37 protein-coding genes are annotated in these 25,667 nt (G+C 42.7%); all 37 read left to right on the top strand.

All coding sequences use genetic code 11. The features are described 5' to 3' along the window. Positions 1-42 precede the first annotated feature (42 nt). The 37 genes from rpoC to eno all read left to right on the top strand — a co-directional run bounded on the left by rpoC (position 43) and on the right by eno (position 25,462). Positions 43-4,356: a DNA-directed RNA polymerase subunit beta' gene (gene rpoC, locus FQ608_RS11335; RefSeq protein ID WP_158858347.1), complete on the top strand. Its 4,314-nt coding sequence runs from the start codon at positions 43-45 to the stop codon at positions 4,354-4,356. Between the two features lie 68 nt (positions 4,357-4,424). Further along, positions 4,425-4,751, top strand: coding sequence for a DUF3467 domain-containing protein (locus tag FQ608_RS11330; RefSeq protein WP_158858346.1), 327 nt, complete (start codon positions 4,425-4,427; stop codon positions 4,749-4,751). 99 nt (positions 4,752-4,850) lie between these two features. Beyond that, positions 4,851-5,258, top strand: coding sequence for a 30S ribosomal protein S12 (rpsL, locus tag FQ608_RS11325; protein WP_158858345.1), 408 nt, complete (start codon positions 4,851-4,853; stop codon positions 5,256-5,258). Positions 5,259-5,279: 21 nt separating this feature from the next. Further along, complete coding sequence (rpsG, locus tag FQ608_RS11320; protein WP_158858344.1) at positions 5,280-5,747, top strand: 30S ribosomal protein S7; 468 nt, start codon at positions 5,280-5,282, stop codon at positions 5,745-5,747. Between the two features lie 6 nt (positions 5,748-5,753). Further along, the gene (gene fusA, locus FQ608_RS11315; protein WP_158858343.1) at positions 5,754-7,871 is read left to right on the top strand and encodes an elongation factor G; all 2,118 of its coding nucleotides are present in this window, start codon (positions 5,754-5,756) and stop codon (positions 7,869-7,871) included. Between the two features lie 13 nt (positions 7,872-7,884). Then, on the top strand, positions 7,885-8,190 hold the full coding sequence (rpsJ, locus tag FQ608_RS11310; protein ID WP_010856297.1) for a 30S ribosomal protein S10: 306 nt from the start codon (positions 7,885-7,887) through the stop codon (positions 8,188-8,190). Between the two features lie 316 nt (positions 8,191-8,506). Continuing rightward, a complete protein-coding gene (gene rplC, locus FQ608_RS11305) occupies positions 8,507-9,139 on the top strand; it encodes a 50S ribosomal protein L3 (protein WP_158858342.1) in 633 nt (210 codons plus the stop codon). Positions 9,140-9,143: 4 nt separating this feature from the next. Beyond that, on the top strand, positions 9,144-9,773 hold the full coding sequence (gene rplD / locus FQ608_RS11300) for a 50S ribosomal protein L4 (RefSeq protein ID WP_158858341.1): 630 nt from the start codon (positions 9,144-9,146) through the stop codon (positions 9,771-9,773). 4 nt (positions 9,774-9,777) lie between these two features. Then, positions 9,778-10,065 carry a 50S ribosomal protein L23 gene (gene rplW / locus FQ608_RS11295; RefSeq protein WP_158858340.1) on the top strand — a complete coding sequence of 96 codons (288 nt, stop codon included), beginning with the start codon at positions 9,778-9,780 and terminating at the stop codon, positions 10,063-10,065. 13 nt (positions 10,066-10,078) lie between these two features. Beyond that, positions 10,079-10,903: a 50S ribosomal protein L2 gene (rplB, locus tag FQ608_RS11290; protein WP_158858339.1), complete on the top strand. Its 825-nt coding sequence runs from the start codon at positions 10,079-10,081 to the stop codon at positions 10,901-10,903. 2 nt (positions 10,904-10,905) lie between these two features. Further along, positions 10,906-11,184: a 30S ribosomal protein S19 gene (rpsS, locus tag FQ608_RS11285; protein WP_158858338.1), complete on the top strand. Its 279-nt coding sequence runs from the start codon at positions 10,906-10,908 to the stop codon at positions 11,182-11,184. A gap of 2 nt (positions 11,185-11,186) precedes the next feature. Beyond that, entirely contained in the window at positions 11,187-11,576 is a 390-nt protein-coding gene (gene rplV / locus FQ608_RS11280; RefSeq protein ID WP_158858337.1) for a 50S ribosomal protein L22, read from the top strand. Positions 11,577-11,579: 3 nt separating this feature from the next. Continuing rightward, the gene (gene rpsC, locus FQ608_RS11275; RefSeq protein WP_158858336.1) at positions 11,580-12,320 is read left to right on the top strand and encodes a 30S ribosomal protein S3; all 741 of its coding nucleotides are present in this window, start codon (positions 11,580-11,582) and stop codon (positions 12,318-12,320) included. Between the two features lie 22 nt (positions 12,321-12,342). Further along, complete coding sequence (rplP, locus tag FQ608_RS11270; RefSeq protein WP_158858335.1) at positions 12,343-12,762, top strand: 50S ribosomal protein L16; 420 nt, start codon at positions 12,343-12,345, stop codon at positions 12,760-12,762. Between the two features lie 8 nt (positions 12,763-12,770). Then, complete coding sequence (gene rpmC / locus FQ608_RS11265) at positions 12,771-12,965, top strand: 50S ribosomal protein L29 (RefSeq protein WP_158858334.1); 195 nt, start codon at positions 12,771-12,773, stop codon at positions 12,963-12,965. A gap of 8 nt (positions 12,966-12,973) precedes the next feature. After that, on the top strand, positions 12,974-13,237 hold the full coding sequence (gene rpsQ, locus FQ608_RS11260; protein WP_158858333.1) for a 30S ribosomal protein S17: 264 nt from the start codon (positions 12,974-12,976) through the stop codon (positions 13,235-13,237). Positions 13,238-13,239: 2 nt separating this feature from the next. After that, positions 13,240-13,608 carry a 50S ribosomal protein L14 gene (gene rplN / locus FQ608_RS11255; RefSeq protein ID WP_158858332.1) on the top strand — a complete coding sequence of 123 codons (369 nt, stop codon included), beginning with the start codon at positions 13,240-13,242 and terminating at the stop codon, positions 13,606-13,608. Positions 13,609-13,610: 2 nt separating this feature from the next. Then, on the top strand, positions 13,611-13,955 hold the full coding sequence (rplX, locus tag FQ608_RS11250; RefSeq protein WP_158858331.1) for a 50S ribosomal protein L24: 345 nt from the start codon (positions 13,611-13,613) through the stop codon (positions 13,953-13,955). Next, on the top strand, positions 13,948-14,508 hold the full coding sequence (rplE, locus tag FQ608_RS11245; protein WP_158858330.1) for a 50S ribosomal protein L5: 561 nt from the start codon (positions 13,948-13,950) through the stop codon (positions 14,506-14,508). Before rplX ends, rplE begins: the two co-directional genes overlap by 8 nt. A gap of 2 nt (positions 14,509-14,510) precedes the next feature. Next, positions 14,511-14,780 (top strand): 30S ribosomal protein S14, encoded by a 270-nt coding sequence (gene rpsN, locus FQ608_RS11240; RefSeq protein ID WP_158858329.1) that lies wholly within the window; start codon positions 14,511-14,513, stop codon positions 14,778-14,780. Positions 14,781-14,865: 85 nt separating this feature from the next. After that, the gene (gene rpsH / locus FQ608_RS11235) at positions 14,866-15,261 is read left to right on the top strand and encodes a 30S ribosomal protein S8 (protein ID WP_158858328.1); all 396 of its coding nucleotides are present in this window, start codon (positions 14,866-14,868) and stop codon (positions 15,259-15,261) included. A 9-nt stretch (positions 15,262-15,270) separates the two neighbouring features. Next, positions 15,271-15,828 (top strand): 50S ribosomal protein L6, encoded by a 558-nt coding sequence (gene rplF / locus FQ608_RS11230; protein WP_158858327.1) that lies wholly within the window; start codon positions 15,271-15,273, stop codon positions 15,826-15,828. A gap of 7 nt (positions 15,829-15,835) precedes the next feature. Then, positions 15,836-16,186 (top strand): 50S ribosomal protein L18, encoded by a 351-nt coding sequence (rplR, locus tag FQ608_RS11225; protein WP_158858326.1) that lies wholly within the window; start codon positions 15,836-15,838, stop codon positions 16,184-16,186. Between the two features lie 8 nt (positions 16,187-16,194). Next, positions 16,195-16,713 carry a 30S ribosomal protein S5 gene (rpsE, locus tag FQ608_RS11220; protein ID WP_158858325.1) on the top strand — a complete coding sequence of 173 codons (519 nt, stop codon included), beginning with the start codon at positions 16,195-16,197 and terminating at the stop codon, positions 16,711-16,713. A 4-nt stretch (positions 16,714-16,717) separates the two neighbouring features. After that, complete coding sequence (rpmD, locus tag FQ608_RS11215) at positions 16,718-16,897, top strand: 50S ribosomal protein L30 (RefSeq protein ID WP_158858324.1); 180 nt, start codon at positions 16,718-16,720, stop codon at positions 16,895-16,897. Positions 16,898-16,949: 52 nt separating this feature from the next. Next, positions 16,950-17,396 carry a 50S ribosomal protein L15 gene (gene rplO, locus FQ608_RS11210; protein ID WP_158858323.1) on the top strand — a complete coding sequence of 149 codons (447 nt, stop codon included), beginning with the start codon at positions 16,950-16,952 and terminating at the stop codon, positions 17,394-17,396. A gap of 3 nt (positions 17,397-17,399) precedes the next feature. Beyond that, the gene (secY, locus tag FQ608_RS11205; RefSeq protein ID WP_158858322.1) at positions 17,400-18,716 is read left to right on the top strand and encodes a preprotein translocase subunit SecY; all 1,317 of its coding nucleotides are present in this window, start codon (positions 17,400-17,402) and stop codon (positions 18,714-18,716) included. A gap of 2 nt (positions 18,717-18,718) precedes the next feature. Continuing rightward, positions 18,719-19,495, top strand: coding sequence for a type I methionyl aminopeptidase (gene map, locus FQ608_RS11200; protein WP_158858321.1), 777 nt, complete (start codon positions 18,719-18,721; stop codon positions 19,493-19,495). Beyond that, positions 19,488-19,706, top strand: a complete 219-nt coding sequence (gene infA, locus FQ608_RS11195) for a translation initiation factor IF-1 (RefSeq protein ID WP_015264095.1) — start codon at positions 19,488-19,490, stop codon at positions 19,704-19,706. Before map ends, infA begins: the two co-directional genes overlap by 8 nt. Before the next feature lie 53 nt (positions 19,707-19,759). Next, positions 19,760-19,876 carry a 50S ribosomal protein L36 gene (rpmJ, locus tag FQ608_RS11190; RefSeq protein ID WP_009034194.1) on the top strand — a complete coding sequence of 39 codons (117 nt, stop codon included), beginning with the start codon at positions 19,760-19,762 and terminating at the stop codon, positions 19,874-19,876. Positions 19,877-19,881: 5 nt separating this feature from the next. Continuing rightward, on the top strand, positions 19,882-20,259 hold the full coding sequence (gene rpsM, locus FQ608_RS11185; RefSeq protein WP_158858320.1) for a 30S ribosomal protein S13: 378 nt from the start codon (positions 19,882-19,884) through the stop codon (positions 20,257-20,259). 15 nt (positions 20,260-20,274) lie between these two features. After that, positions 20,275-20,673: a 30S ribosomal protein S11 gene (gene rpsK / locus FQ608_RS11180; RefSeq protein WP_158858319.1), complete on the top strand. Its 399-nt coding sequence runs from the start codon at positions 20,275-20,277 to the stop codon at positions 20,671-20,673. 20 nt (positions 20,674-20,693) lie between these two features. Further along, positions 20,694-21,299 (top strand): 30S ribosomal protein S4, encoded by a 606-nt coding sequence (gene rpsD / locus FQ608_RS11175; RefSeq protein ID WP_158858318.1) that lies wholly within the window; start codon positions 20,694-20,696, stop codon positions 21,297-21,299. A 33-nt stretch (positions 21,300-21,332) separates the two neighbouring features. Continuing rightward, a complete protein-coding gene (locus tag FQ608_RS11170) occupies positions 21,333-22,322 on the top strand; it encodes a DNA-directed RNA polymerase subunit alpha (protein WP_158858317.1) in 990 nt (329 codons plus the stop codon). Positions 22,323-22,328: 6 nt separating this feature from the next. Next, positions 22,329-22,943 (top strand): 50S ribosomal protein L17, encoded by a 615-nt coding sequence (gene rplQ, locus FQ608_RS11165; RefSeq protein ID WP_158858316.1) that lies wholly within the window; start codon positions 22,329-22,331, stop codon positions 22,941-22,943. A 130-nt stretch (positions 22,944-23,073) separates the two neighbouring features. After that, on the top strand, positions 23,074-24,165 hold the full coding sequence (carA, locus tag FQ608_RS11160; RefSeq protein ID WP_158858315.1) for a glutamine-hydrolyzing carbamoyl-phosphate synthase small subunit: 1,092 nt from the start codon (positions 23,074-23,076) through the stop codon (positions 24,163-24,165). Between the two features lie 19 nt (positions 24,166-24,184). Continuing rightward, a complete protein-coding gene (gene eno, locus FQ608_RS11155) occupies positions 24,185-25,462 on the top strand; it encodes a phosphopyruvate hydratase (RefSeq protein WP_158858314.1) in 1,278 nt (425 codons plus the stop codon). The last annotated feature ends 205 nt before the right edge of the window (positions 25,463-25,667 follow it).

The raw sequence follows: 25,667 nt of genomic DNA, 5'->3' as shown, positions 1-25,667 counted from the left end.
ATATTGGGCCGAAAGGCCCTCAAACTACTCACAAAAATTACTATGGCGTTCAGAAAAAATAAAAAACTAAACAACGACTTTTCTCGGGTCACCATTAGTTTAGCTTCTCCAGAGTCCATTTTGGACAGTTCTCATGGTGAAGTGACGCAGCCGGAAACAATCAACTACAGAACTTATAAGCCTGAAATGGGCGGTTTGTTCTGTGAGCGGATTTTCGGTCCGGTGAAGGACTGGGAATGTCATTGTGGTAAATATAAGCGCATTAGGTATAAAGGAATCATTTGTGACCGATGTGGGGTGGAAGTTACCGAAAAGAAAGTGCGAAGGGAGCGAATGGGCCATATTGAATTGGTCGTTCCTGTGGCGCATATTTGGTACTTCAAATCCCTTCCTAACAAAATAGGGTACCTCCTAGGGTTGCCTACCAAAAAACTGGATCAGATCGTTTATTATGAGCGATATGTTGTCGTCCAGGCCGGAGTCAAAGGGGAAGACGGGTTACAGTACCTGGACTTTTTGACTGAGGATGAGTATTTGGATATCATGGACAAGCTGCCCAAAGAGAACCAAATGCTTGATGATAATGACCCTACCAAATTTATCGCAAAAATGGGTGCCGAGGCACTTGAAATGTTGCTTGCAAGACTTGATTTGGATGATCTGTCTTATAGCTTAAGGCACCAGGCAGCTACCGATACGTCACAACAGCGTAAAGCAGAAGCTTTAAAGCGATTGAAAGTGGTAGAAGCGTTCCGTGACGCCCGTACCCGTATTGAAAACCGTCCCGAATGGATGGTCGTACGTATGGTGCCGGTCATCCCACCGGAATTAAGGCCATTGGTACCTTTGGACGGCGGTCGTTTTGCGACTTCTGATTTGAATGACCTCTACAGAAGGGTTATCATCCGAAATAACCGTTTGAAGAGACTAATAGATATCAAGGCTCCTGAAGTAATCCTCCGAAATGAAAAGCGGATGTTGCAGGAGGCTGTTGATTCTCTTTTTGACAATTCCAGAAAGGTAAATGCCGTACGTTCCGATGGAAATAGGGCATTGAAATCCTTATCGGATATGTTGAAAGGTAAGCAGGGACGTTTCCGTCAAAACTTGCTTGGTAAGCGGGTCGATTATTCAGGACGTTCAGTGATCGTGGTGGGGCCGGAATTAAAGCTCCACGAATGCGGACTTCCAAAAAATATGGCGGCGGAGCTCTTCAAACCTTTCATAATCCGAAAGTTGATAGAGAGAGGAATTGTCAAGACAGTAAAATCAGCCAAAAAGATAGTAGACAGAAAAGATCCTGTGGTATGGGATATCTTGGAAAATGTCCTTAAAGGACACCCGGTATTACTTAACCGTGCTCCAACACTTCACAGGTTGGGTATCCAAGCCTTTCAGCCCAAACTGATAGAAGGTAAGGCGATTCAGCTTCATCCGTTGGTATGTACTGCTTTTAACGCTGACTTTGACGGTGATCAGATGGCGGTTCACGTTCCTTTGGGTCATGAGGCCATACTGGAAGCAGGTACACTGATGCTTTCCTCACACAACATCCTAAACCCTGCCAACGGGGCACCAATCACGGTGCCTTCTCAAGACATGGTATTGGGCTTGTACTACGTGACCAAAGGGAAGCGATCTACCGAAGGTGAGATAGTGGCCGGAGAAGGGATGACTTTCTATGGTGAGGAAGAAGTTATCATCGCCCTTAACGAGGAGACAATCTCCCAACATGCCTTCATTAATTGCAAGGTGAGTGTTAGGGATGAAAACGGTGAACTTTCCGATAAAATTATTGAAACGGTAGCTGGAAGATTGATATTCAACCAGTTTGTGCCGCATGAGGTAGGATTTGTCAACGAATTATTGACTAAGAAGAAACTGCAGCAGATTATTGCTGAGGTTGTTAAGATATGTGGTATAGCACGTTCAGCCCAATTCTTGGATGATATCAAGCATCTGGGATTCCAAATGGCCTACAAAGGAGGTCTTTCCATGGGACTGGATGACGTAATTATTCCATTGGAAAAAGAACCACTGATCGACAAGGCTAAAGCCGAAGTAGACCAGGTTTGGAACAACTATCTGATGGGATTGATCACAGATAACGAACGATACAACCAAGTCATTGACATCTGGACTCGTACCAACTCCAACCTGACCAACATCTTGATGAAACAGATGGAGGAAGATAATCAGGGATTCAACGCCATCTACATGATGATGCACTCTGGAGCCAGGGGTTCTAGAGAGCAAATCAGACAGTTGGGGGGAATGAGAGGATTGATGGCTAAGCCACAGAAAAACCTTCAAGGTTCTGTGGGTGAGATCATTGAAAACCCGATTTTATCTAACTTTAAAGAAGGTTTGGATGTGTTGGAATACTTTATTTCTACACACGGTGCAAGAAAGGGATTGGCAGATACAGCGCTTAAAACGGCTGATGCTGGTTATTTGACCCGTAGACTTGTGGATGTGGCGCAGGATATGATCATTTCAGAGGAGGATTGCGGAACCTTGCGGGGTCTCGTGGTTCAAGCACTGAAAGACAATGATGAAATCGTTGAGCCTTTATCTGAGCGGGTTCTCGGAAGGATTGCCGTCCATGATGTAGTTGACCCCATTTCAGATGAAATTATCATCGTGTCCGGTGAAGAAATTTCGGATGATGTGGCCAAGCGAATAGATGAATCAGCTGTTGAGGAAATTGAGATCAGGTCCGTGCTTACCTGTGAAACTCGAAGGGGAGTGTGTGCCAAATGTTATGGTAGGAACCTTTCTACGGGTAATATTGTCCAAGTAGGTGAGTCAGTGGGTGTCATTGCGGCACAGTCCATCGGTGAACCTGGTACGCAGTTGACCTTACGTACCTTCCACGTGGGAGGTACAGCTTCCAACATTTCCGTAGAAGCGAGTATCAATGCCAAGTTTGAAGGTATTGTTGAATTTGAAGAGGAATTACGTTGGATCAACACAACCAACAAAGATGGGGAAGATGTCTCTATCGTGATGGGACGATCCGGTGAGATTAAGATCAATGATACCAAGTCCGGTAAAGTCCTTGTCTCTAATCACGTTCCTTATGGTGCCGTGTTGAACGTCAAAGACGGACAAAAAATAGCGAAAGGCGATTCTTTATGTACTTGGGATCCATACAATGCCGTGATTCTTTCGGAATTTGACGGTGTTGTTGAATTCGACTCCATCCTTGAAGGCATTACTTACAAGGAAGTGGCGGATGATCAGACTGGTTACAGGGAAAAAGTAATTATCGAAACTAAGGATAAGACTAAGAACCCAGCCGTGATGATCAATTACGGAGATGAATCCAAGTCTTATAACATACCAGTAGGCGCTCACCTTTCTGTAGAAGAAGGTGATAAGGTGAAGTCAGGCCAAATCTTGGTTAAGATTCCTCGATCTGTAGGTAAGACAAGGGATATTACCGGCGGTTTGCCACGGGTAACGGAATTGTTTGAGGCCAGAAACCCATCCAACCCGGCTGTGGTATCTGAGATTGATGGGGTGGTAAGTTACGGTGGTATCAAGCGGGGGAACCGGGAGATATTTATCGAGTCCAAGGATGGTGTGAAGAAGCGATACATGGTGTCTCTTTCCAAGCATATCCTGGTACAGGAAAATGACTTTATCCGCGCGGGTGAGCCGTTGTCAGATGGTGCCATTACTCCAAATGACATCCTATCTATCAAAGGTCCTACAGCTGTGCAGGAATACCTTGTAAATGAAATACAGGAAGTTTACAGACTTCAGGGTGTGAAAATAAATGACAAGCATATCGAAGTGATTGTGAGTCAGATGATGCAAAAAGTGGAAATTCTGGATGCTGGTGATACCGGATTTCTTCAAAACCAGATTGTCAATAAGTGGGCTTTCCGTGAGGAAAACGACATCATCCTTGACAAGAAGGTAGTGATGGAAGCAGGGGATTCTTCTACGCTGAAGCCAGGGATGATCATAAGCTCGCGTAGGTTGAGAGATGAGAATTCCAGCCTTAAGCGAAAAGATCTGAAGATCGTACAGGTAAGGGATGCGCAAGCAGCGGTTTCTCAGCCGACATTGCAGGGAATTACTGCATCTTCCTTGGGTACGGAGAGCTTTATTTCCGCCGCTTCCTTCCAGGAGACTACCAAGGTCTTGAGTGAAGCAGCTATCCGGGGTAAGCGTGACGAATTGTTGGGACTGAAGGAAAATGTTATCGTGGGCCACTTGATACCAGCAGGTACCGGTCAGCGTAGATTTAAAAACATGATCATCGGCTCCAAGGAAGAGTACGAACGCCTTACAGGCGCGGAGAAAGAAAAATCTTCAAGAAAGACAAAGGAAACAGTAAAGTAATTTATCGGAATTGTTAGATAAAAAGGGTCTGTCGCGTGCAGACCCTTTTTTATAAAGCGTGAGAAATCATGGAAGAAGACAACAAAGAAAAGAATAAAGGGCAACAAATTAACGTGGAACTATCCGATGATGTAGCTGAGGGAGTTTACTCCAACTTGGCAATGATCGCACATTCCCAGTCGGAGTTTGTGGTTGATTTTATCCGGCTCATGCCGGGTGTTCCAAAGGCGAAAGTCAAGGCGCGGATCATCATTACTCCTGATCACGCCAAAAGGTTGTTGGCCGCCTTGAAGGATAATATTGAGAAATACGAACAAAGTTTCGGAAAAATTGAACACGGTCAGGGCACACCCCAATTTCCGCTGAATTTCGGGGGCACTTTGGGAGAGGCTTAACGAAAATATAACTCCTTAATTTTGTTTGTTTTATTGATTTGTTTACCTTTGCAGTCCAAAAAATAAAAGTTTAAAGCTGAAAATTAATTTTATCTATTAATGCCTACTATACAACAGTTAGTAAGAAAAGGTAGAAATACCCTCGAGACAAAGTCCAAATCACGGGCTTTGGACGCCTGTCCGCAGCGCAGAGGGGTGTGTACCAGAGTGTACACAACTACCCCTAAGAAGCCTAACTCAGCGATGAGGAAAGTAGCTCGAGTAAGGTTAACCAACGGAAAAGAGGTCAATGCCTATATTCCAGGTGAAGGACACAATCTTCAGGAGCACTCTATTGTGCTTATCCGAGGAGGAAGAGTAAAAGATCTTCCGGGTGTAAGGTACCACATCATCCGTGGTGCGTTGGATACCGCAGGGGTAAAAGACAGAAAACAAGGCAGGTCCAAATATGGCGCAAAGCGTCCTAAGGCAGGCAAAGGAGCAGCTGCTCCTGCAAAGAAGAAATAATATATTATAAAGTATAGTAACATGAGAAAAGCAAAACCTAAAAAGAGGTATATTCTTCCTGATCCAAAGTTCAATGATACGTTGGTAACCAGGTTTGTAAACTGCCTGATGGTAGATGGGAAGAAAAGTATTGCTTACAGAATTTTCTACGATGCGGTAGCAAAGGTAGAGGACAAAGTAGGTGAGAATGGTCTTGAGGTTTGGAAAAAAGCACTTAACAATATCACTCCAGCTGTAGAAGTAAAGAGTCGTAGAGTTGGTGGAGCCACTTTCCAGGTACCAATGGAAGTTAGACCGGAAAGAAAAGTTTCCTTGGGTATCAAGTGGATGATTACGTTTGCAAGAAAGAGGGGAGAGAAAACCATGATGGACAGACTTGCAGGAGAAATCATCGCAGGAGCCAAAGGCGAAGGTGCTGCGGTCAAGAAAAAAGACGACACCCATAGAATGGCAGAAGCCAATAAAGCATTCTCTCATTTTAGATTTTAATAGATAATGGCAAGAGACTTAAAATTTACCAGAAACATTGGTATTGCAGCGCATATTGATGCCGGAAAGACGACAACGACGGAAAGGATCCTTTTTTATTCAGGGGTAAGCCATAAAATCGGAGAAGTTCATGACGGCGCTGCGACTATGGACTGGATGGAGCAGGAGCAGGAGAGGGGTATTACCATTACTTCCGCTGCAACTACTGTTTTTTGGAATTACAGAGATAACAAATATCAGATCAACATCATTGATACCCCAGGCCACGTGGATTTTACAGTGGAAGTTAACCGATCACTCCGTGTACTTGACGGATTGGTTTTTCTTTTTAGTGCGGTTGACGGTGTGGAACCTCAGTCGGAGACGAACTGGAGGCTTGCCGATAATTATAAGGTAGCCCGTATTGGTTTTGTCAACAAAATGGACCGTTCAGGTGCCGATTTTTTAGGGGTATGTAAGCAAGTAAAGGAAATGTTGGGCAGTCATGCTGTTCCATTGCAGCTTCCTATTGGTGCCGAAGATAAATTTAGGGGAGTGGTTGACTTGATCAACAACCGGGCAATCATTTGGAATGAGGACGATTTCGGGATGACCTTCCAGGAAATTCCGATTCCTGAGGATATGGAAGAGGAAGTTGCGGAATACAGGGAGCATCTTTTGGAGGCCGTCGCTGACTACGATGAGTCCTTGATGGAGAAGTTTTTCGAAGATCCGGATTCCATTACAGAAGCGGAGATCCTAGCTGCTTTGCGACAAGCTACCATAGATCTTAAAATCGTTCCTATGGTTTGTGGGTCATCTTTCAAGAACAAAGGGGTGCAGACGATGCTTGACTTGGTGATGGAACTGTTGCCATCTCCCATGGACAAGGACGATATTACTGCGCACGGAGTCGATTCAGAAGAAGAAGTCGTTATTAGACCAAATGAAAGTGAGCCTTTTGTAGGTCTTGCATTCAAAATTGCCACCGATCCATTCGTTGGAAGGCTATGCTTTGTCAGGGCATATTCAGGCGTTTTGGAATCAGGTTCTTACATTCACAATACCCGTTCTGGAAACAAGGAGAGGATCTCCCGTGTATTCCAGATGCATGCCAACAAACAGAATCAAATCGACAGCTTACGGGCTGGAGATATTGGAGCCGTAGTAGGTTTTAAGGATATTAAGACAGGAGATACCCTTTGCGATGAAAAGCGTAAAGTTGTGTTGGAATCGATGGTCTTCCCTGAGCCAGTTATCGGATACGCAATTGAGCCTAAAAAGCAGGCAGATGTCGACAAGCTGGGAATGGCTATTTCCAAATTGGTGGAAGAAGATCCTACGCTTCAGGTTAATACCGACCACGAAACAGGTCAGACTATCCTTAGAGGAATGGGTGAATTACACTTGGAGATCATTATCGACAGACTCAGAAGAGAATTTAAGGTAGAGATCAACCAAGGTGCTCCACAAGTTGCTTACAAAGAAGCACTTTTTGCTTCTACGGAGCATAAGGAAGTTTATAAGAAACAAACTGGTGGTAAAGGTAAATTTGCAGACATATCATTTGAATTAGGGCCAAAACCTGCGGATCCTGAAACTAACGAAATCAAGCCTGGATTGGAATTTGTGAACGGCATCGTCGGTGGTATTATTCCAAAGGAATTTATCCCTTCTATCCAAAAAGGATTTAACGAGTCCATGAAAAACGGACCTTTGGCTGGATATCCTATTGAGTCAATGAAAGTACGATTATTCCACGGTTCGTTCCACGATGTCGATTCCGATGCACTTTCTTTTGAACTTGCCGCCCGGATTGGTTTCAAAGAAGCAGCCAGAAAATGCAAGCCACAATTGTTGGAGCCAATCATGGCTGTCGAGGTTTTGACGCCTGAAGAATATACAGGTCCTATCACAGGCGACTTGAATAGAAGAAGGGGATTGATGAAGGGTATGGATACCCGAGGAACATCTACGGTAATCAAGTCTAACGTTCCTTTATCCGAGCTTTTCGGGTATGTAACGGATCTTAGGACGATTTCATCAGGTAGGGCAACTGCTTCGCTGACATTCGACCACTATGAGCCTGTGCCAAACAACATTGCTGAGGGAGTAATTGCCAAGGTTAAAGGAGAAAAGGCCTAAATATTTACAGAAAATGAATCAGAAGATAAGAATAAAACTAAAATCATACGATCACAGCCTGGTGGATAAGTCATCAGAGAAAATCGTTAAAGCTGTAAAATCTACAGGCGCTGTCGTCGTAGGTCCCATCCCACTTCCTACAAAAAAGGAGAAGTTTACGGTGTTGAGATCTCCTCACGTCAATAAGAAATCCCGTGAGCAGTTTCAGCTTTGCACCTACAAGCGTCTGGTGGATATCTATTCAAACAGTTCAAAGACAGTAGATGCGTTGATGAAAATTGAGCTTCCAAGTGGAGTTGATGTTGAAATTAAGGTCTGACCTTCTGCCAATATTCTAATGAAACCTGCGCGACATCGCGCAGGTTTTTTTTGTGAATAGGACTTTCCACATAAAGTGATTAACAGATGGATTTCGGTCTGTTCGTTTCCGCATAGCTGGGATATGTACGGTGATTAAAATGCAAAGAGGTGATATTGCCTGAAAAAGGTTCCTAAAGGCTAAATTAATTACCTAAATAATTGAAAATATTAAAGTTGGGATTTGTAAGGTGAGTATAAATTGCTAACTTTGCAGTCCTTTAAAAAAGCACAGGTGTGTAGATGCCTGTGTTTCATGGTTTATTATACTACAGAAGATGTCTGGAATAATAGGAAGAAAAGTTGGAATGACTAGTATTTTTAGTGCCGATGGACGTAATGTTGCATGCACGTTATTAGAAGCTGGTCCTTGCGTAGTTACGCAAGTAAAAAATGTTGAATCAGACGGGTACAACGCTGTTCAATTGGCATATGGTGAGCGTAAAGAAAAAAATACGCCCAAACCATTGGTTGGCCATTTCAAAAAGGCTGGCACTACGCCAAAGCAGAAGGTTGTTGAATTCAGAGATTTCCGCGTGGAGTTCGAAGGTCAGGTTGATCTTGGAAAGACTGTAATTGCGGATCAGGTATTTGTTGAAGGAGACTTCATCGATGCCATTGGTACCTCTAAGGGTAAAGGATTTCAAGGTGTTGTCAAGCGTCATGGTTTTGGCGGTGTTGGCGGGCAGACTCACGGTCAGCACAACAGAGCAAGACACCCTGGTTCTATCGGTGCCTGTTCATGGCCTTCAAGGGTTTTCAAGGGTATGCGAATGGCCGGAAGAATGGGTGGAGATCGAGTGAAAGTGGTTAACCTGCGGGTGCTCAAAATCTACACCGACAAGAATTTGATTCTTGTCAGTGGATCTGTTCCTGGCCCGAAAAATTCTTTTGTAATTCTAGAGAAGTAAGAAGATGGAATTAGCGATATTAAAACATAACGGTGAGGATACCGGCAGAAAAGTAACTCTTTCAGACGATATTTTCGGCATCAAGCCGAATGACCACGCAATCTATTTGGATGTGAAGCAGTACTTGGCCAACCAACGTCAGGGAACTCACAAGTCCAAGGAAAGAGCAGAAATAGCTGGATCTACCAAGAAAATCAAAAAGCAAAAAGGTACTGGCGGAGCCAGAGCCGGTTCTATCAAATCTCCTGTATTCAGGGGAGGTGGACGTGTATTCGGTCCTAGACCAAGAGACTACTCGTTCAAGTTGAACAAAAAGTTGAAGCAGTTGGCTAGAAAGTCAGCGTTTTCATATAAGGCAATCGATAACAGTGTATTCATTTTGGAAGACCTAACATTCGATGCTCCAAAGACCAAATCCTACATTGACTTGATGGCGAGTCTTTCTCTTAGTGGCAAGAAGACATTGCTTTTGATGCCAGATGTAAACAAAAATGTAGTTTTGTCAAGCAGAAACGTACCAAAAACGAAAGTGATGGTCGTGGAAGATGTAAACACATACGAGCTTTTGAATGCAGACAGCTTAGTTCTTTGTGAAGGCTCAGTTAGTAAGTTAGAAACCCTTTTATCAAAGTAAGAAGATGAACGTATTAAAAAAGCCTTTGATTACAGAGAAGATTTCAGCGATGAATGACCGCGGGGTGTATGGGTTTGTTGTAGAAAAGACAGCCAAGAAGCCTCAGATCAAGAAAGCCGTTGAAGATATGTACGGTGTGAAGGTGGTTGAGGTGCGCACGATGCGCTACGCAGCCAAAAAGAAAACCAGATACACCAAAGCAAAAATAGTATCCGGATACACCAACGCCTTCAAAAAGGCTATCATTCAGGTGGCTGAAGGCGAGATTATAGACTTTTACGGAGAAATTTAATTGAATCATAATCATGGCAGTTAAAAAACTAAAGCCCGTAACTCCCGGTACCAGATTCAGAGTAGCTCCTGCATTTACGGAGATTACCAAGTCAACACCGGAGAAGAGTTTGCTGGCGCCCTTGAAGAAATCAGGCGGTAGAAACAATTCTGGAAAAATGACCAACCGATATCTCGGTGGCGGACATAAAAAAAGATTGAGAGTCCTTGACTTTAAAAGAGACAAAGACGGAGTTCCTGCAGTGGTACATAGTATCGAATATGATCCTAACCGTTCTGCAAGGATAGCGCTTTTGTATTATGTTGATGGTGCAAAAACGTATATCGTGGCTCCTGAAGGCCTCAGTGTTGGTCAGCAAATAATTTCAGGGGAAAGTGTAGCTCCCGAGGTTGGTAACGCAATGGCAATTAACAATATTCCATTGGGTACCATTATCCATAACATTGAGTTGAAGCCTGGTAAGGGTGGAGCAATGGCAAGGAGTGCGGGCACATATGCGCAGATCGTAGCCCGAGAGGGTAAGTATGTTACAGTTAAGCTTCCTTCTGGAGAAATGCGGATGGTATTGGCTACCTGTAAAGCGACTGTCGGTACCGTGTCCAACGGAGATCACATGAACGTGGTGCTTGGTAAGGCGGGAAGAAACAGGTGGCTTGGTAGAAGGCCTCGTACAAGAGGTGTAGCGATGAACCCTGTCGATCACCCTATGGGTGGTGGTGAAGGAAGATCATCTGGAGGTCACCCTCGTTCGAGGAATGGTTTGCTTTCAAAAGGAAAGAAGACCAGGTCTCCAAAGAAATATTCCAATAAACTTATCATTAGCAGAAGATCTAAATAACTATGGCACGTTCATTAAAAAAAGGTCCGTATATAGAACACCATTTGGCCAAAAAAGTGGATACGATGAACGAATCCGGAAAAAAATCGGTGATCAAGACTTGGTCAAGAAGATCGATGATTTCCCCGGATTTTGTAGGCCATACCTTTGCGGTTCATAACGGAAATAAATTTATTCCGGTATTCGTAACTGACAACATGGTAGGTCACAAGTTGGGAGAATTTGCCCCAACCAGAAATTTCAGAGGACACATTGCCAAAAAAGATAAAGGAAAGAGATAATCATGGAAGCAATAGCAAGATTAAACGATGTTCCTACCTCTCCACGGAAAATGCGCCTAGTAGCGGATTTAATCCGAGGCAAAAAAGTTGGTCACGCCTTGAGTCTCCTCAAGTTTTCACCTAACCATGGTGCGATAAAATTGGAAAAGCTCGTGTTGTCCGCAGTGGCAAACTGGCAGGCGAAGAATCCGGATGAAAAACTGGAAGATGCTGATCTCTATGTGAAGACTATCATGGTAGATGGTGGGCGCATGTTGAAAAGACTTAGACCTGCACCACAGGGTAGGGCACACAGAATACGTAAAAGATCAAATCATGTAACCCTTGTCATTGATTCAGTCAGTGATTTAGTTACCGCTGATGTTGTGGAATCAAATGAAAAAGCAAACTAACATATGGGACAGAAAGTAAACCCTATTGGTTTTAGGCTTGGTATCATCAAGGGCTGGGACTCTAATTGGTACGGAGGCAGAGACTTTGCAGATAAACTTTATGAGGATCAGAAAATCCGAAATTACGTGTATGCAAGGATTCCAAAAGGAGGTATCTCCAAAGTAATCATAGAGCGTACGTTAAAGAGAATCACTCTTACCATCCAAACTGCCCGACCGGGCGTTGTCATTGGTAAAGGAGGCTCTGAAGTTGACAAGCTTAAGGAAGAATTGAAGAAATTGACCAACAAGGATGTTCAGATCAATATATTTGAGATCAAACGTCCCGAAATGGATGCTAAGCTAGTGGGTGAGTCTATCGCCCAGCAGTTGGAAGCAAGGATTTCTTTTAGAAGAGCAATGAAGCAGTCCATTGCGGCTACCATGCGGGTAGGCGCAGAGGGTATAAAGGTGAAGTTATCCGGTAGGTTGGGTGGCGCAGAAATGGCGAGATCCGAAATGTATAAGGAAGGAAGAATTCCCCTTCACACCATCAGAGCGGATGTTGACTATGCGATATCAGAGGCCAATACTGTCTACGGAATTATCGGCATCAAGGTATGGATATTCAAAGGTGAAGTATATGGTAAAAGAGACTTGTCTCCAAACCAGGCTTCTGCGGCGGATTCCAAAGCGAACAACGCGCCTGCTGGTAACAGAAGAAGAAGAGAGGGAGGACCGAAAAGAAGAAAGAAGAGTAACTAATTTTCACCCTAATTGACCAATCATGTTACAGCCAAGAAAAACGAAATATAGAAAAATGCATAAGGGGAGAGTGAAGGGTATTGCCCAGCGTGGCCATACACTTTCATTCGGAAACTTCGGCATTAAATCTTTGGAACCGGGATGGATTACATCCCGTCAGATAGAAGCCGCCCGTATTGCGATGACCAGGGCAATGAAGCGAGAGGGTCAGGTTTGGATCAGGATTTTCCCTGACAAGCCGATCACCAAGAAGCCGGCTGAGGTGCGTATGGGTAAAGGTAAAGGAGCTCCTGAATACTGGGTTGCGGTAATTAAGCCAGGAACAATCCTTTTTGAAGCAACCGGAGTGACAATGGAAGTAGCACAAGAGGCGTTAAGATTGGCTCAGCAAAAACTTCCAGTCAGTACAAAATTTGTGGTACGTAGAGAATACGTAGGATAATTATAGCGATGAAGAATACTGAAATCAACGCCCTCACGGAGAGCGAAATTAATGAGCGTATTGTAGCCGAGCAGGAAAATTTGACCAAGTTGAAGTTTGCTCATGCTATTTCTCCCATTGAGAATCCGAACAAGATCAAGGAAGCAAAAAGATTGGTCGCAAGATTGAAAACTTTTTTGCGGGAAAAACAACTGGCTAAATAATATATAATATGGCTACTATAGAAAGAAACCTGCGTAAAGAAAGAATAGGAAAGGTAGTAAGCAACAGTATGGATAAATCCATAACAGTTGCCGTAGAAAGAAAGGTGAAACACCCGATCTATGGCAAATTTGTTGCCAGGACTACCAAATTTATGGCTCATGACGAGACCAATGATTCCAAGCCAGGTGACCTGGTACGGATTAGCGAAACTCGTCCGCTGAGCAAGAGAAAGCGTTGGAGATTAGTAGAAATTATAGAAAGAGCTAAATAATCATGATACAACAAGAATCAAGATTGAGTGTCGCGGATAATTCAGGTGCTAAAGAAGTGCTTGTCATCCGTGTATTGGGCGGAACTGGAAGGAGATATGCTTCCATCGGTGACAAGGTTGTCGTCACTGTTAAGTCGGCTCTTTCATCCAGCAGCATGAAAAAAGGTACCGTTTCTAAAGCGGTTATCGTGAGAACCAAGAAAGAAGTGCGCAGAAAAGACGGATCTTATATCCGTTTTGAGGATAACGCCGCTGTACTTCTAAACAACAACGATGAGCCGAGAGGCACGCGTATATTTGGCCCTGTTGCGAGAGAGCTGCGTGAAAAGCAGTTTATGAAAATTGTATCATTGGCCCCTGAAGTACTTTAAAAATGGAAAAAAAATCAGATAAACAACCCAAGATGCACATCAAATCCGGAGATACCGTATTGGTAATCGCCGGTGATGACAAGGGCAAGAAAGGTAAAGTGCTTTCTGTAAACATCCAAAAAAGAAGAGTAATCGTGGAAGGATTGAACATGGTAACCAAACATGTAAAACCTACCGCAAATTCTCCTCAGGGTGGAATCGAAAAGAAGGAAGCTTCCATACACGCCAGCAACCTAATGTTGGTAGATCCTACAACAGGAGATGCTACTCGAATAGGTAGAAAAGCAGGCGATAATGGTAAATTAGTAAGGTATTCAAAGAAAACCGGGGAGGTAATCAATGGCTAATCCTAGATTAAAAGAAAAATTTGTTTCTGAAATTTCTGCCGGTCTTAAGGAGAAATTTCAATATAAGTCGGTCATGCAGGTCCCTAAGTTGACGAAAATTGTCATCAACAAAGGTATTGGAGCTGCTGTAGCCGACAAGAAGCTAGTGGACCAAGGAGTAGAAGAGCTTTCGCTCATTTCCGGTCAGCGTGCAGTTGCTACCAAAGCAAAAAATTCCATCTCCAACTTTAAACTTAGAGAAGGAATGCCAATTGGAGCCAAGGTCACCCTTCGGGGAAACCGGATGTTTGAATTTTTGGACAGGTTGGTAACTATCGCATTACCAAGGGTTCGTGATTTTAAAGGTATTTCAGACAAAGGATTTGACGGAAGAGGCAACTATACACTAGGTGTCACGGAGCAGATCATTTTCCCTGAAATCAGCATTGAAAAAGTCAACCGGATCTCCGGAATGGATATCACGCTGGTGACGACTGCGGAAACAGATGAAGAGGCTTTGGCTTTGCTTAAAGCATTGGGAATGCCATTCATAAACAACAATAAAGAAATCTAATCATGGCAAAAGAGTCGATCAAAGCTCGAGAGAGAAAAAGAGAACGCCTGGTAGCCAAATACGCTAAAAAAAGAGCAGACTTAAAGGCAGCCGGTGATTTTGAAGCGCTAGACAAACTACCTAAAAATGCATCGCCAGTAAGGTTACACAACCGATGCAAACTTACCGGACGTCCTAAAGGATATATGAGAAAGTTTGGCATAAACAGGGTAACTTTCAGGGAAATGGCCTCTGCGGGCAAGATACCTGGTATCACTAAATCGAGCTGGTAAAAATCAGACAAATGTTTTTATTCTTAGAATCATTGTGTAACTTTGCACGCCCATTGGGAGCGTGTAGTTAGACTATATTATAAATATGACTGATCCAATAGCTGATTATCTGACCAGGTTGAGAAACGCCATCAAGGCTTCTCACCGGATTGTGGAGATCCCTGCTTCCAATGTGAAGAAGGAGATGACCAAAGTGCTCTTTGACAAGGGGTATATTCAAAACTATAAATTTGATGAAAATGGTCCTCAGGGATCCATTAAGATCGCTTTGAAATATAACCCAACTACCAAAGAGAATGCAATAGTTAACCTGACTAGAATAAGTAAGCCAGGTTTGAGAAAGTATGTAAACAAAGATTCCCTTCCCCGGGTGATTAACGGTCTTGGCGTAGCCATCATCTCTACCTCAAAGGGAATCATGACTGACAAAGAAGCCCGCACTGAAGGTGTTGGCGGAGAAGTACTTTGCTACGTCTATTAATTCAATACGATGTCAAGAATAGGTAAAAAACCAATAGATATACCAGCGGGTGTTACTGTAGACGTGTCCAAACATAATCAGGTCACTGTTAAAGGTCCCAAAGGTACATTATATCAGGAAGTTAATCCGGATATAAAAGTAGAAGTTGCCGGAAGTCAGGTTGTTGTAGAACGGCCGACCGAATCCAAAAGGCATAAGTCACTCCACGGACTGTATCGTTCACTGATCAACAACATGGTGATCGGAGTAAACGAAGGATATAAGAGGGAGTTGGAATTGGTAGGTGTAGGTTATAAAGCTACCAACCAAGGACAATTGTTGGAACTGGCCTTAGGGTATTCCCACAATATCATCTTTGCGCTTCCCCAGGAAATTTCAATTAAGACCGAGACTCCTAAAGGCAAGAACCCTTTGATCACGCTGGAAGGTGTTGATAAGGAATTGATTGGTCAAATTGCTGCGAAGATTAAGTCTTTCAGGAAAGTTGAGCCGTTCAAAGGAAAAGGTGTTCGCTTTGTCGGAGAGAAAGTCCGAAGAAAAGCTGGTAAAACTTCTGCTAAAAAATAACTGAGACATGGCTTTTAATAAGAATAAAAGAAGACTGAGAATCAAAAAGAGTATTCGGAGGAAAATTTCCGGTACTGATTCTAGGCCTAGATTGGCGGTATTCAAAAGCAATACCGGTATATATGCCCAAATTATAAATGACCTCTTAGGTCACACCATTGCCGCGGCATCCTCAAAAGAGCTAGGAGAGAAGAGCAACACCAATATTCCCCTTTCTAAAGAGGTTGGTAAGAAGTTGGCTGAGAAGGCACTTGCAGGTGGAATCACCGAAGTGGTTTTTGATAGGAGCGGATATCTCTTTCATGGTAATGTTAAAGCTTTGGCCGACGGTGCCAGAGAAGCTGGCCTTAAATTTTAATAGATATTATGTCCCAGATAAGAAAGAAACCCATAAGGGCTACTGAAACTGAATTAAAAGAAAAAGTAGTGGCTATCAACCGTGTCGCTAAGGTTGTAAAGGGAGGTAGAAGATTCTCCTTCTCTGCAATTGTAGTGGTAGGTGATGGCAACGGAATCGTTGGTTATGGCTTAGGTAAAGCCAATGAGGTGACAGATGCTATTACAAAAGGTATAGAAGACGCTAAGAAGAACTTGATAAAAGTTCCTTTGTATAAAGGTACTGTTCCCCATGAGCAACTTGGGAAATTTGGAGGTGGATTCGTTTTGATTAAGCCAGCTGCTCCAGGTACGGGCGTATTGGCAGGCGGTGCAATGCGGGCGGTATTGGAAAGTGCCGGTTATTCTGATATCCTGGCCAAATCCAAAGGTTCCTCAAACCCGCACAATGTGGTGAAAGCTACCGTGGATGCGTTGGAGCATATGAGAGATGCTATTGCTGTATCTCAACAAAGAAGTGTTAAATTATCTAAGGTATTTAATGGGTAGGTAGATGGCAAAGTATAGAATTACACAAATAAAAAGTACCATCAAACGTCCAAAAGACCAAAAAGCTACTATTATCGCTCTTGGTCTTGGAAAGATCAATAAAAGCGTTGAAGTGGAAGGTACTCCTCAGATAATGGGGATGATCAATAAAGTAAGTCACCTTGTTAAATCGGAGGAAGCTTAATCGAACGTGAAACGTTCTTAAGGTTCATGCCCATTGTTAAAATTTACTTCAAATGAAACTACATACATTAACACCTGCTGAAGGTTCTACCAAGAACAGGAAAAGAATCGGCAGGGGCCAGGGATCCGGTAGAGGTGGTACTTCTACCCGGGGACACAAAGGTGCAAAGTCAAGATCTGGATATAAATCGAAATTAGGCTTTGAAGGTGGTCAGATGCCTCTTCAGCGAAGAGTGCCCAAATTCGGTTTTAAGAATGTTAACCGAATTGAATACCAAATTATAAATTTGGGTGATCTTCAGATTTTGGTTGATAAACTTAATACAGATACAATTTCATTGGAAACTTTCATTGAAAATGGATTGATGTCTAAAAAAGATGTTGTAAAAGTCCTAGGAACAGGCGAACTTACCAGTAAAATAAATGTAAGTGCCCACAAGTTCTCTGCTTCCGCCGAAGAGGCTATTCAAAAGGTCGGCGGAACTGTCAATAAGCTTTAAAAAATGAAAAAATTTATCACTACAGTTAAGAATATCTTTTCAATAGAAGATCTAAGGATTCGTATTCTGAATACACTGGGATTACTGGTAGTTTTTAGAATAGGTTCTTTTATCGTATTGCCAGGTGTTGACCCCAGTCTTTTGGGGGAATCCGCAGGCGGTATATTTGGATTGATTGACACCTTCCTTGGAGGATCTTTCAGTAGAGCCTCTATATTTGGATTAGGGATCATGCCCTATATATCTGCTTCTATCGTATTGCAGTTGTTAACTGTTGGTGTGCCTTATTTTCAAAAGCTTCAAAAGGAAGGCGAATCTGGACGGAAAAGAATCAATCAGATAACTCGGATACTGACTATATTGATTACTGTGGCCCAAGGTATTGGTTATATTACTGCTACCATTCCTAACGAAGCCATTGTAGTGAACAAGTCTCTTTTCATGGTTAGTTCACTAGTACTGCTAACTTCCGGAACGATGTTCTGTATGTGGATTGGTGAAAAAATTACAGAAAAAGGCATAGGCAATGGTATTTCCATGTTGATTATGATCGGGATTATTTCTGCCTTGCCGGGAGCTCTTATTGCGGAAAGTTTGTCTAAGGGTTCAGGTGGTATTCTATTGTTAATCATAGAAGCAGCTATTTTGTTCTTCGTAGTTGTAGGAACAGTTGCTCTCACGGAAGCAACAAGAAGAATTCCGGTACAATATGCCAAGCAAGTTGTCGGTGGGAAAGTGTATGGAGGCCAGCGACAATATATACCGATTAAGGTTAACGCATCTGGAGTAATGCCCATTATCTTTGCGCAATCACTGATGTTCTTACCTGCGCTTATAGCGCAAATATGGGCTGAGAGCAGTGACATAGCCGCATATATTGGGACTACCTTTAGTGATTTTACTTCTTGGCAATACAATCTTGTGTTTGCCCTGATGATTATCCTTTTCACGTTTTTCTACACAGCGATTACGGTTAATCCCGAGCAGATAGCTGAAGATATGAAACGTAACGGAGGATTTGTACCCGGAATTAAGCCTGGTGCTCCCACCGCTGAATTCATCGATAATATCATTTCCCGAATTACTTTACCAGGATCGATTTTGTTGGCATTGGTTGCGATAATGCCTGCATTTGCCATCCTCGCTGGAGTGAGTGGTGAATTTGCCCAGTTCTATGGCGGAACGTCACTACTGATTATGGTTGGTGTTATTTTAGATACACTTCGACAAATTGAAAGCTACTTGCTAATGCGTCATTACGAGGGTATGATGAAAAGTGGGAACATGAAAAATGATCCTTCTAGTTATGCTGTTGCCTAAATATGATACATTATAAGTCGAGGGAAGAAATTGACATAATAAAAGAAAGTGCTCAGATATTAGGCAAGGCTCATGGAGAGGTAGCCAAATATGTGAAAGAAGGGGTAAAGACCTCTTACTTAGATAAAATTGCTGAAGAATACATCAGAGATAATCAGGGAGTTCCTTCCTTCAAAGGGTACAATGGATTTCCTGCTTCCCTGTGTATTTCGGTTAATGAAGTTGTGGTCCATGGTTTTCCAGGTGACTATGTTTTGAAAGATGGCGATATAATCTCAATAGATTGTGGAGTCTTTCACCAAGGTTTTCATAGCGATTCCGCTTATACTTACCCTGTCGGTGAAGTCTCTTCTGCTGTATTGTCACTTTTAAAGGTCACCAAAGAATCACTTTATCTAGGAATAGAAAAGGCGATCATCAATAACCGCATGGGTGATATCGGTCATGCCATTCAAAAATTTGTCGAGTCAAAAGGATTTACCATTGTTCGTGAGCTGGTGGGTCATGGGTTAGGTAAAAGCCTTCACGAGGCTCCTGAGGTACCCAATTATGGAAAACGAGGGAGTGGTGAAAGGTTGAAAGAAGGCATGGTCCTAGCCATTGAGCCCATGGTAAACATGGGTACAAGAAACGTTGTTCAAGAGCGGGATGGGTGGACCATCCGCACTGCCGACAGGAAACCGTCTGCACATTTTGAGCATACGGTAGCGATCTTTGCGGACAAGACTGAAATACTAACAACGCATAAGTATATAGAAGAAAATTTTAAATATGGCTAAACAGGCATCAATCGAACAAGACGGAACCATTATCGAGGCGCTGTCAAATGCAATGTTTAAAGTGGAATTGGAAAACGGCCATCAACTGATAGCCCACATTTCCGGTAAAATGAGAATGAACTATATCAAGATCCTTCCAGGGGATAAAGTGAAATTGGAGATGTCTCCGTATGATCTTTCCAAAGGGAGAATTGTATATCGTTATAAATAAAGTCTATAAAATTGGGGCAAAGGTGTACGAGTCCCGTCAAATTGGATACAATCATGAAAGTAAAGGCATCTATTAAAAAGAGAAGCGTTGATTGCAAAGTGATCCGAAGAAAGGGAAAGCTTTACGTGATCAACAAAAAGAATCCTAAGTTTAAACAAAGACAAGGTTAATTACTATGGCAAGAATTGCAGGTGTTGACATTCCGGACAACAAGCGCGGTGAGATAGGCCTTACCTATATTTACGGTATCGGTAGGAGCGCTGCCAAGGCTATTTTGGCCAAGGCTGGTATCTCATATGACAAAAAAGCAGGTGAGTGGGATGACGATGAGTCTACCGCTATACGAAACATAATTGCTGAAGAATTTAAGACAGAAGGTGTTTTGAAGTCAGAGGTACAGTTGAGTATAAAAAGGTTAATGGATATTGGTTGTTACCGTGGGTTGAGACACAGAAAAGGTCTTCCCGTTCGCGGTCAAAAAACCAAGAATAACGCCAGAACCAGAAAAGGTAAGAGAAAGACTGTTGCTAACAAGAAAAAAGCAACTAAATAAATCTTGATTTAGATCATGGCTCAGAAAAGAAACGATAAGACAAAAAGTAAGAAAAGAGTTGTTAAGGTTGAAGCGGTAGGTCAAGCCCACATCAAAGCTTCATTCAATAACATCATCATTTCTATTACCAATAATTCAGGTCAGGTAATCTCTTGGGCATCTGCCGGAAAAATGGGATTTAGAGGTTCCAAGAAGAATACTCCCTATGCTGCACAAATGGCAGCCCAAAACTGCGGGCAGGTAGCATATGACCTTGGACTTAGAAAGGTAGAAGTATTTGTAAAAGGTCCCGGTGCGGGAAGGGAGTCTGCTATCAGAACTTTGCAAAATGTAGGAATTGACGTTACTACGATTGTTGATGTGACGCCGCTACCGCACAACGGTTGTCGTCCTCCAAAACGTAGAAGAGTTTAATTTAAAGAAGAATACATAGCATGGCTAGATATAGAGGTCCCAAAGCAAAAATTGCCAGGAAATTCGGCGAACCGATCGAAGGGCAAGGTAAAGTACTTCAGAAAAAGAATTACCCTCCGGGAATGCACGGAAGAGGTAGAAGGAAGAAACAGTCTGAATACGCCATCCAGTTGATGGAAAAACAAAAAGCGAAATACATCTACGGCATATTGGAAAGACAATTTGCAAAGATGTTTAATATCGCCTCAAGGAAAAAAGGGGTAACTGGTGAAAACCTGTTGCAACTGTTGGAAGCCAGATTAGACAACACCGTTTACAGGTTGGGTATTGCGCCTACCCGTAGAGGTGCCCGTCAGTTGGTCTCCCATAAGCATATTCTGGTAAACGGTGAGTTGGTAAACATTCCTTCTTATACCTTAAAACCAGGTGATGTTATAGCTGTTCGTGAGCGTTCAAAATCCTTGGAAGCCATCACGGAAAGTCTAAGAGGCCGCGCCGCCAACCGTTTTTCATGGTTGGAATGGGACGGTACTTCCTTTAGTGGAAAATTCGTAAGTATTCCTGTAAGAGAGGATATCCCTGAGAATATTAAAGAACAACTCATTGTTGAACTTTATTCAAAGTAAAATAAACTTCCCGACCTTAAAAGAACTAACGATATGTCCATATTAGCATTTCAAATGCCGGAAAAAGTGGTAATGGAAAAGGCAGACGATTTTCACGGTCTGTTTACTTTCAAGCCATTGGAAAAAGGTTACGGGGTTACTATTGGTAATGCACTAAGAAGAATTTTGCTTTCTTCCCTGGAAGGCTATGCCATTACTTCCGTCAAACTGCCGGGTGTAGTTCATGAGTTTTCCAGTATCGAAGGCGTTGTAGAAGATGTTACTGATATTATCCTAAACCTGAAACAAGTCAGGTTTAAAAAGTTGCATGATGCCACGGATAGTAAAATAACCGTCGAGGTGAAGAACAAAGCTGTCTTTACCGCCGGTGATATAGCAAAACATACCTCATCGTATGAAATACTAAATCCCGAATTGATCATCTGTCATTTAGACGATGTGAAAAGTCTGGAAGTGGAACTTGTGGTGGAAAAAGGCAGAGGGTACCTTCCTGCGGAAGAATCCAAGCCCAAGGAGCAGATATATGGAGTCATTCCAATAGATGCCATCTTTACTCCAATCAAAAATGTAAAATACAGGGTAGAAAATACCAGGGTAGAGCAGAAGACGGATTATGAGCAGCTGATTATGGAAGTTTCTACGGATGGATCAATTCATCCAGAGAAGGCTTTACAGGAATCTGCCAAGATTCTTATTCAGCATTTCATGTTGTTCTCTGACCAAACAATGGTGATCGATGCACCTGGAAGTGGTGCCATTGAGCCTATTGACGAGGAATACCTGCACATGAGGAAGTTGTTGAAGACTTCATTGAGTGATTTGGATCTCTCTGTACGGGCGTATAACTGCCTGAAAGCTGCTGATGTTAAAACTCTGGGAGATTTGGCCAGGTTGGAAATTTCCGATATGATGAAATTCCGGAATTTCGGAAAGAAATCATTGGCTGAATTGGAGCAGTTGATCCAAGAAAAGGGGTTGACCTTTGGAATGGATTTGTCTAAGTATAAACTTGATGAAGAATAAAATAAAATGAGACACGGCAAGAAATTTAACCACCTTGGAAGGACGGCGCCACACAGAAAAGCTATGCTTTCCAATATGGCTTGTTCGCTGTTCCTTCATAAGCGGATTTCCACAACAGTGGCCAAAGCTAAGGAACTGAGAAAATACGTTGAGCCCTTTATTACTAGAGCGAAAGAAGATACTACACACAACAGAAGGGTAGTATTCTCTTACCTACAGAATAAGGATGCCATCAAAATCCTTTTTGGAGAAGTGGTAGAGAAAGTAGGTAGCAGACCGGGAGGATATACAAGGATTATTAAAACTGGCTTTAGGCTGGGAGATAATGCCGAAATGAGTATCATCGAGCTTGTAGACTACAATGAGTTGATGCTTAAAGATGCCAAGCCGGCTAAAAAGTCAACTAGAAGAAGAAGTAGAAGAGGAGCGGGAGCAGCTGCTTCAACTGATGCGACGTCTACTGCTGAAGTAGTGGATGAGCCAACTGATAAGGCCTCTAAAGCCGATCAGCCTTCCGCTGAAGTGGTAGAAGATTCCACTGATGAGACTGCAAAAACTGATCAGCCTTCTGCTGAGGGAGAAGATCAGACAGATGCAAAAGATGAAAAGAAAGCTGAATAATTGATGCTGACGGATTCATCCATAGAATTTGAGGGATTGGACGTAGGTTCAATCCCTTTTTTGTATCCTTTCCAAAAATATTCGATCTCTTACTGATAAAATTCTTAAATTTGTTCATCCAAGTTTTACTATGAATAGAAAAAAAGCAACCCTTCTCTTGGCGGATGGTACCGTGTTTCACGGTACGCTAGTAGGAAAAGACGGTACAAATGGCGGTGAAATATGTTTTAATACTGGGATGACAGGATACCAGGAGATTTACACCGATCCCTCATACACAGGTCAAATCATCGTCAACACCACTCCGCATATTGGTAATTACGGCGTAATAGATGAAGATTCTGAGTCAAGCCATCCTCTGATTGCTGGCATCGTTGTCAATGACTTTTCAGATGTCTATAGCAGAATGGATTCCACACAATCCTTACAAAGTTATTTGGAAGAACATGGTGTTACAGGAATTGCTGATATCGATACCCGAATGTTGGTCAGGCATATCCGTTCCAAAGGCGCCATGAATGCCATCATCAGTTCAACCATCGATACCATCGAAGAGCTTCAAAGCGAACTCGATAAAGTTCCCGATATGAATGGACTGGAACTGTCTTCTCAAGTATCTACCAAAGAAAGCTATTACTTTGGAGATGAAAATGCCCCAATCAAAGTGGCATGTGTGGATTATGGAATAAAAAGAAACATTCTAAGGTGTCTATCTGAGCGAGGTATTTATTGCAAGGTTTTTCCTGCCAAAACCTCGTTGTCTGAGATGGAAGCTTGGAATCCGGACGCATATTTTTTATCTAATGGACCGGGAGATCCGGCCGTAATGGATTATGCGGTTGATACGATTAAGGAAATTTTGAATCTCAACAAGCCACTTTTTGGAATTTGCCTTGGGCACCAACTATTAGCCAGGGCCTGCAATGTTTCCACCTACAAAATGCACCACGGACACCGTGGCTTAAATCACCCCATCAAAAACCTAATTTCAGGTAAAAGTGAAATTACCTCTCAAAACCATGGCTTCTCAGTGACTAAGGAAGACATAGAAAAAAGTGAGGAGGTTGACATTACCCATATTCACTTAAATGACGGTACGGTAGCGGGAATAAAACTTAAAAACAAACCTGCCTTTTCCGTTCAATACCACCCTGAGTCAAGTCCTGGACCACACGATTCCAGGTATTTATTTGACCAATTCATTCAATTAATTCAGAACTAAATCATAAACCTTTATTATTATGTCAGTAATACAATCCATACATGCAAGACAAATTTTAGACTCACGAGGAAACCCTACCGTAGAGGTAGATGTGTTTACTGACGACGGGGCTTTCGGTAGGGCTGCGGTGCCCAGTGGTGCGTCTACCGGCGTACACGAGGCAGTAGAACTTCGGGATGAAGACAAAAATGTCTACATGGGAAAGGGCGTATTGAAAGCAGTTTCCAATGTCAATGATATCATCGCACCTGAATTGGTTGGATTTGATGTGTTCGAGCAGAACCAAATTGACAACTTGATGATCAGCCTTGACGGCACCAAAAATAAATCCAAGTTGGGAGCCAATGCGATTCTTGGGGTTTCTTTAGCAGTAGCCAAAGCAGCCGCCATGGAAGCAGGACAACCACTTTTCAGATATATCGGAGGCGTAAATGCACATACCCTTCCCGTTCCCATGATGAATATTCTTAACGGAGGCTCCCATGCGGATAATGCAATTGATTTTCAGGAATTCATGGTCATGCCTGTAGGCGCAGAGACCTTTGCGGAATCTCTTCGTATGGGTACCCAAATCTTCCATCACCTCAAGTCTGTGTTAAAATCCAAAGGATTGTCAACCAATGTAGGTGACGAAGGAGGCTTTGCCCCTAACTTGAGATCTAATGTAGAAGCTGTGGAAGTAGTCCTTCAGGCTATTGAAAAGGCTGGTTTTAGACCTGGCGAAGATGTCTTTATCGCCATGGATGCAGCTTCTTCTGAATTCTATGACGAAGAGCGTGGTTTGTATGTGTTCAAAAAATCAACTGGTGACGAACTTACTTCCCAGCAAATGTCCGACTACTGGAAGGACTGGGTAAGCAAATACCCGATCAATTCTATCGAAGATGGTATGCATGAAGACGACTGGAATGGCTGGAAAATGATGACTGACGCGGTTGGCGACAAAATTCAGATCGTAGGTGATGACCTTTTCGTAACAAATGTAGAGAGATTGCAGACAGGTATCGACAAGCAAATTGCCAATGCCTTGCTTGTGAAAGTAAATCAAATCGGTTCGTTGACAGAAACTATCAACGCTGTTGATCTTTGTCACCGAAACAAGTATAAGTCTGTAATGTCACACCGTTCCGGTGAAACTGAAGATTCAACAATCGCCGACCTTGCGGTAGCCTTGAACACCGGACAAATCAAAACCGGTTCTGCTTCCCGTTCTGACAGGATGGCCAAGTACAACCAATTGTTGAGAATCGAGGAATTACTAGGTGATTCTGCTTATTTCCCTGGAGCTAAATTTTAATGTATTTCTAACGTTAATTATTAAAGATTCCTGGTTTTTCCAGGAATCTTTTTTTTTAGTTTTGGTTGTTTTTAGAAATTCGCTGAAGTATTTTTATAACAAAAAGTAAGTGTCCAGCCTCAGGCTGCCACACAGTGTTGGGGGCCGCTTTGTGAAAGTAAAGCAGGCAGTTTGAGGCGACTGAAAATTGAAGTCATCCGTTTAT

It is taken from the genome of Lunatibacter salilacus, assembly GCF_009797935.1.
In the GTDB taxonomy this organism is placed as follows: domain Bacteria; phylum Bacteroidota; class Bacteroidia; order Cytophagales; family Cyclobacteriaceae; genus Lunatibacter; species Lunatibacter salilacus.
This window is presented reverse-complemented; position numbering and strand designations above follow the sequence as displayed.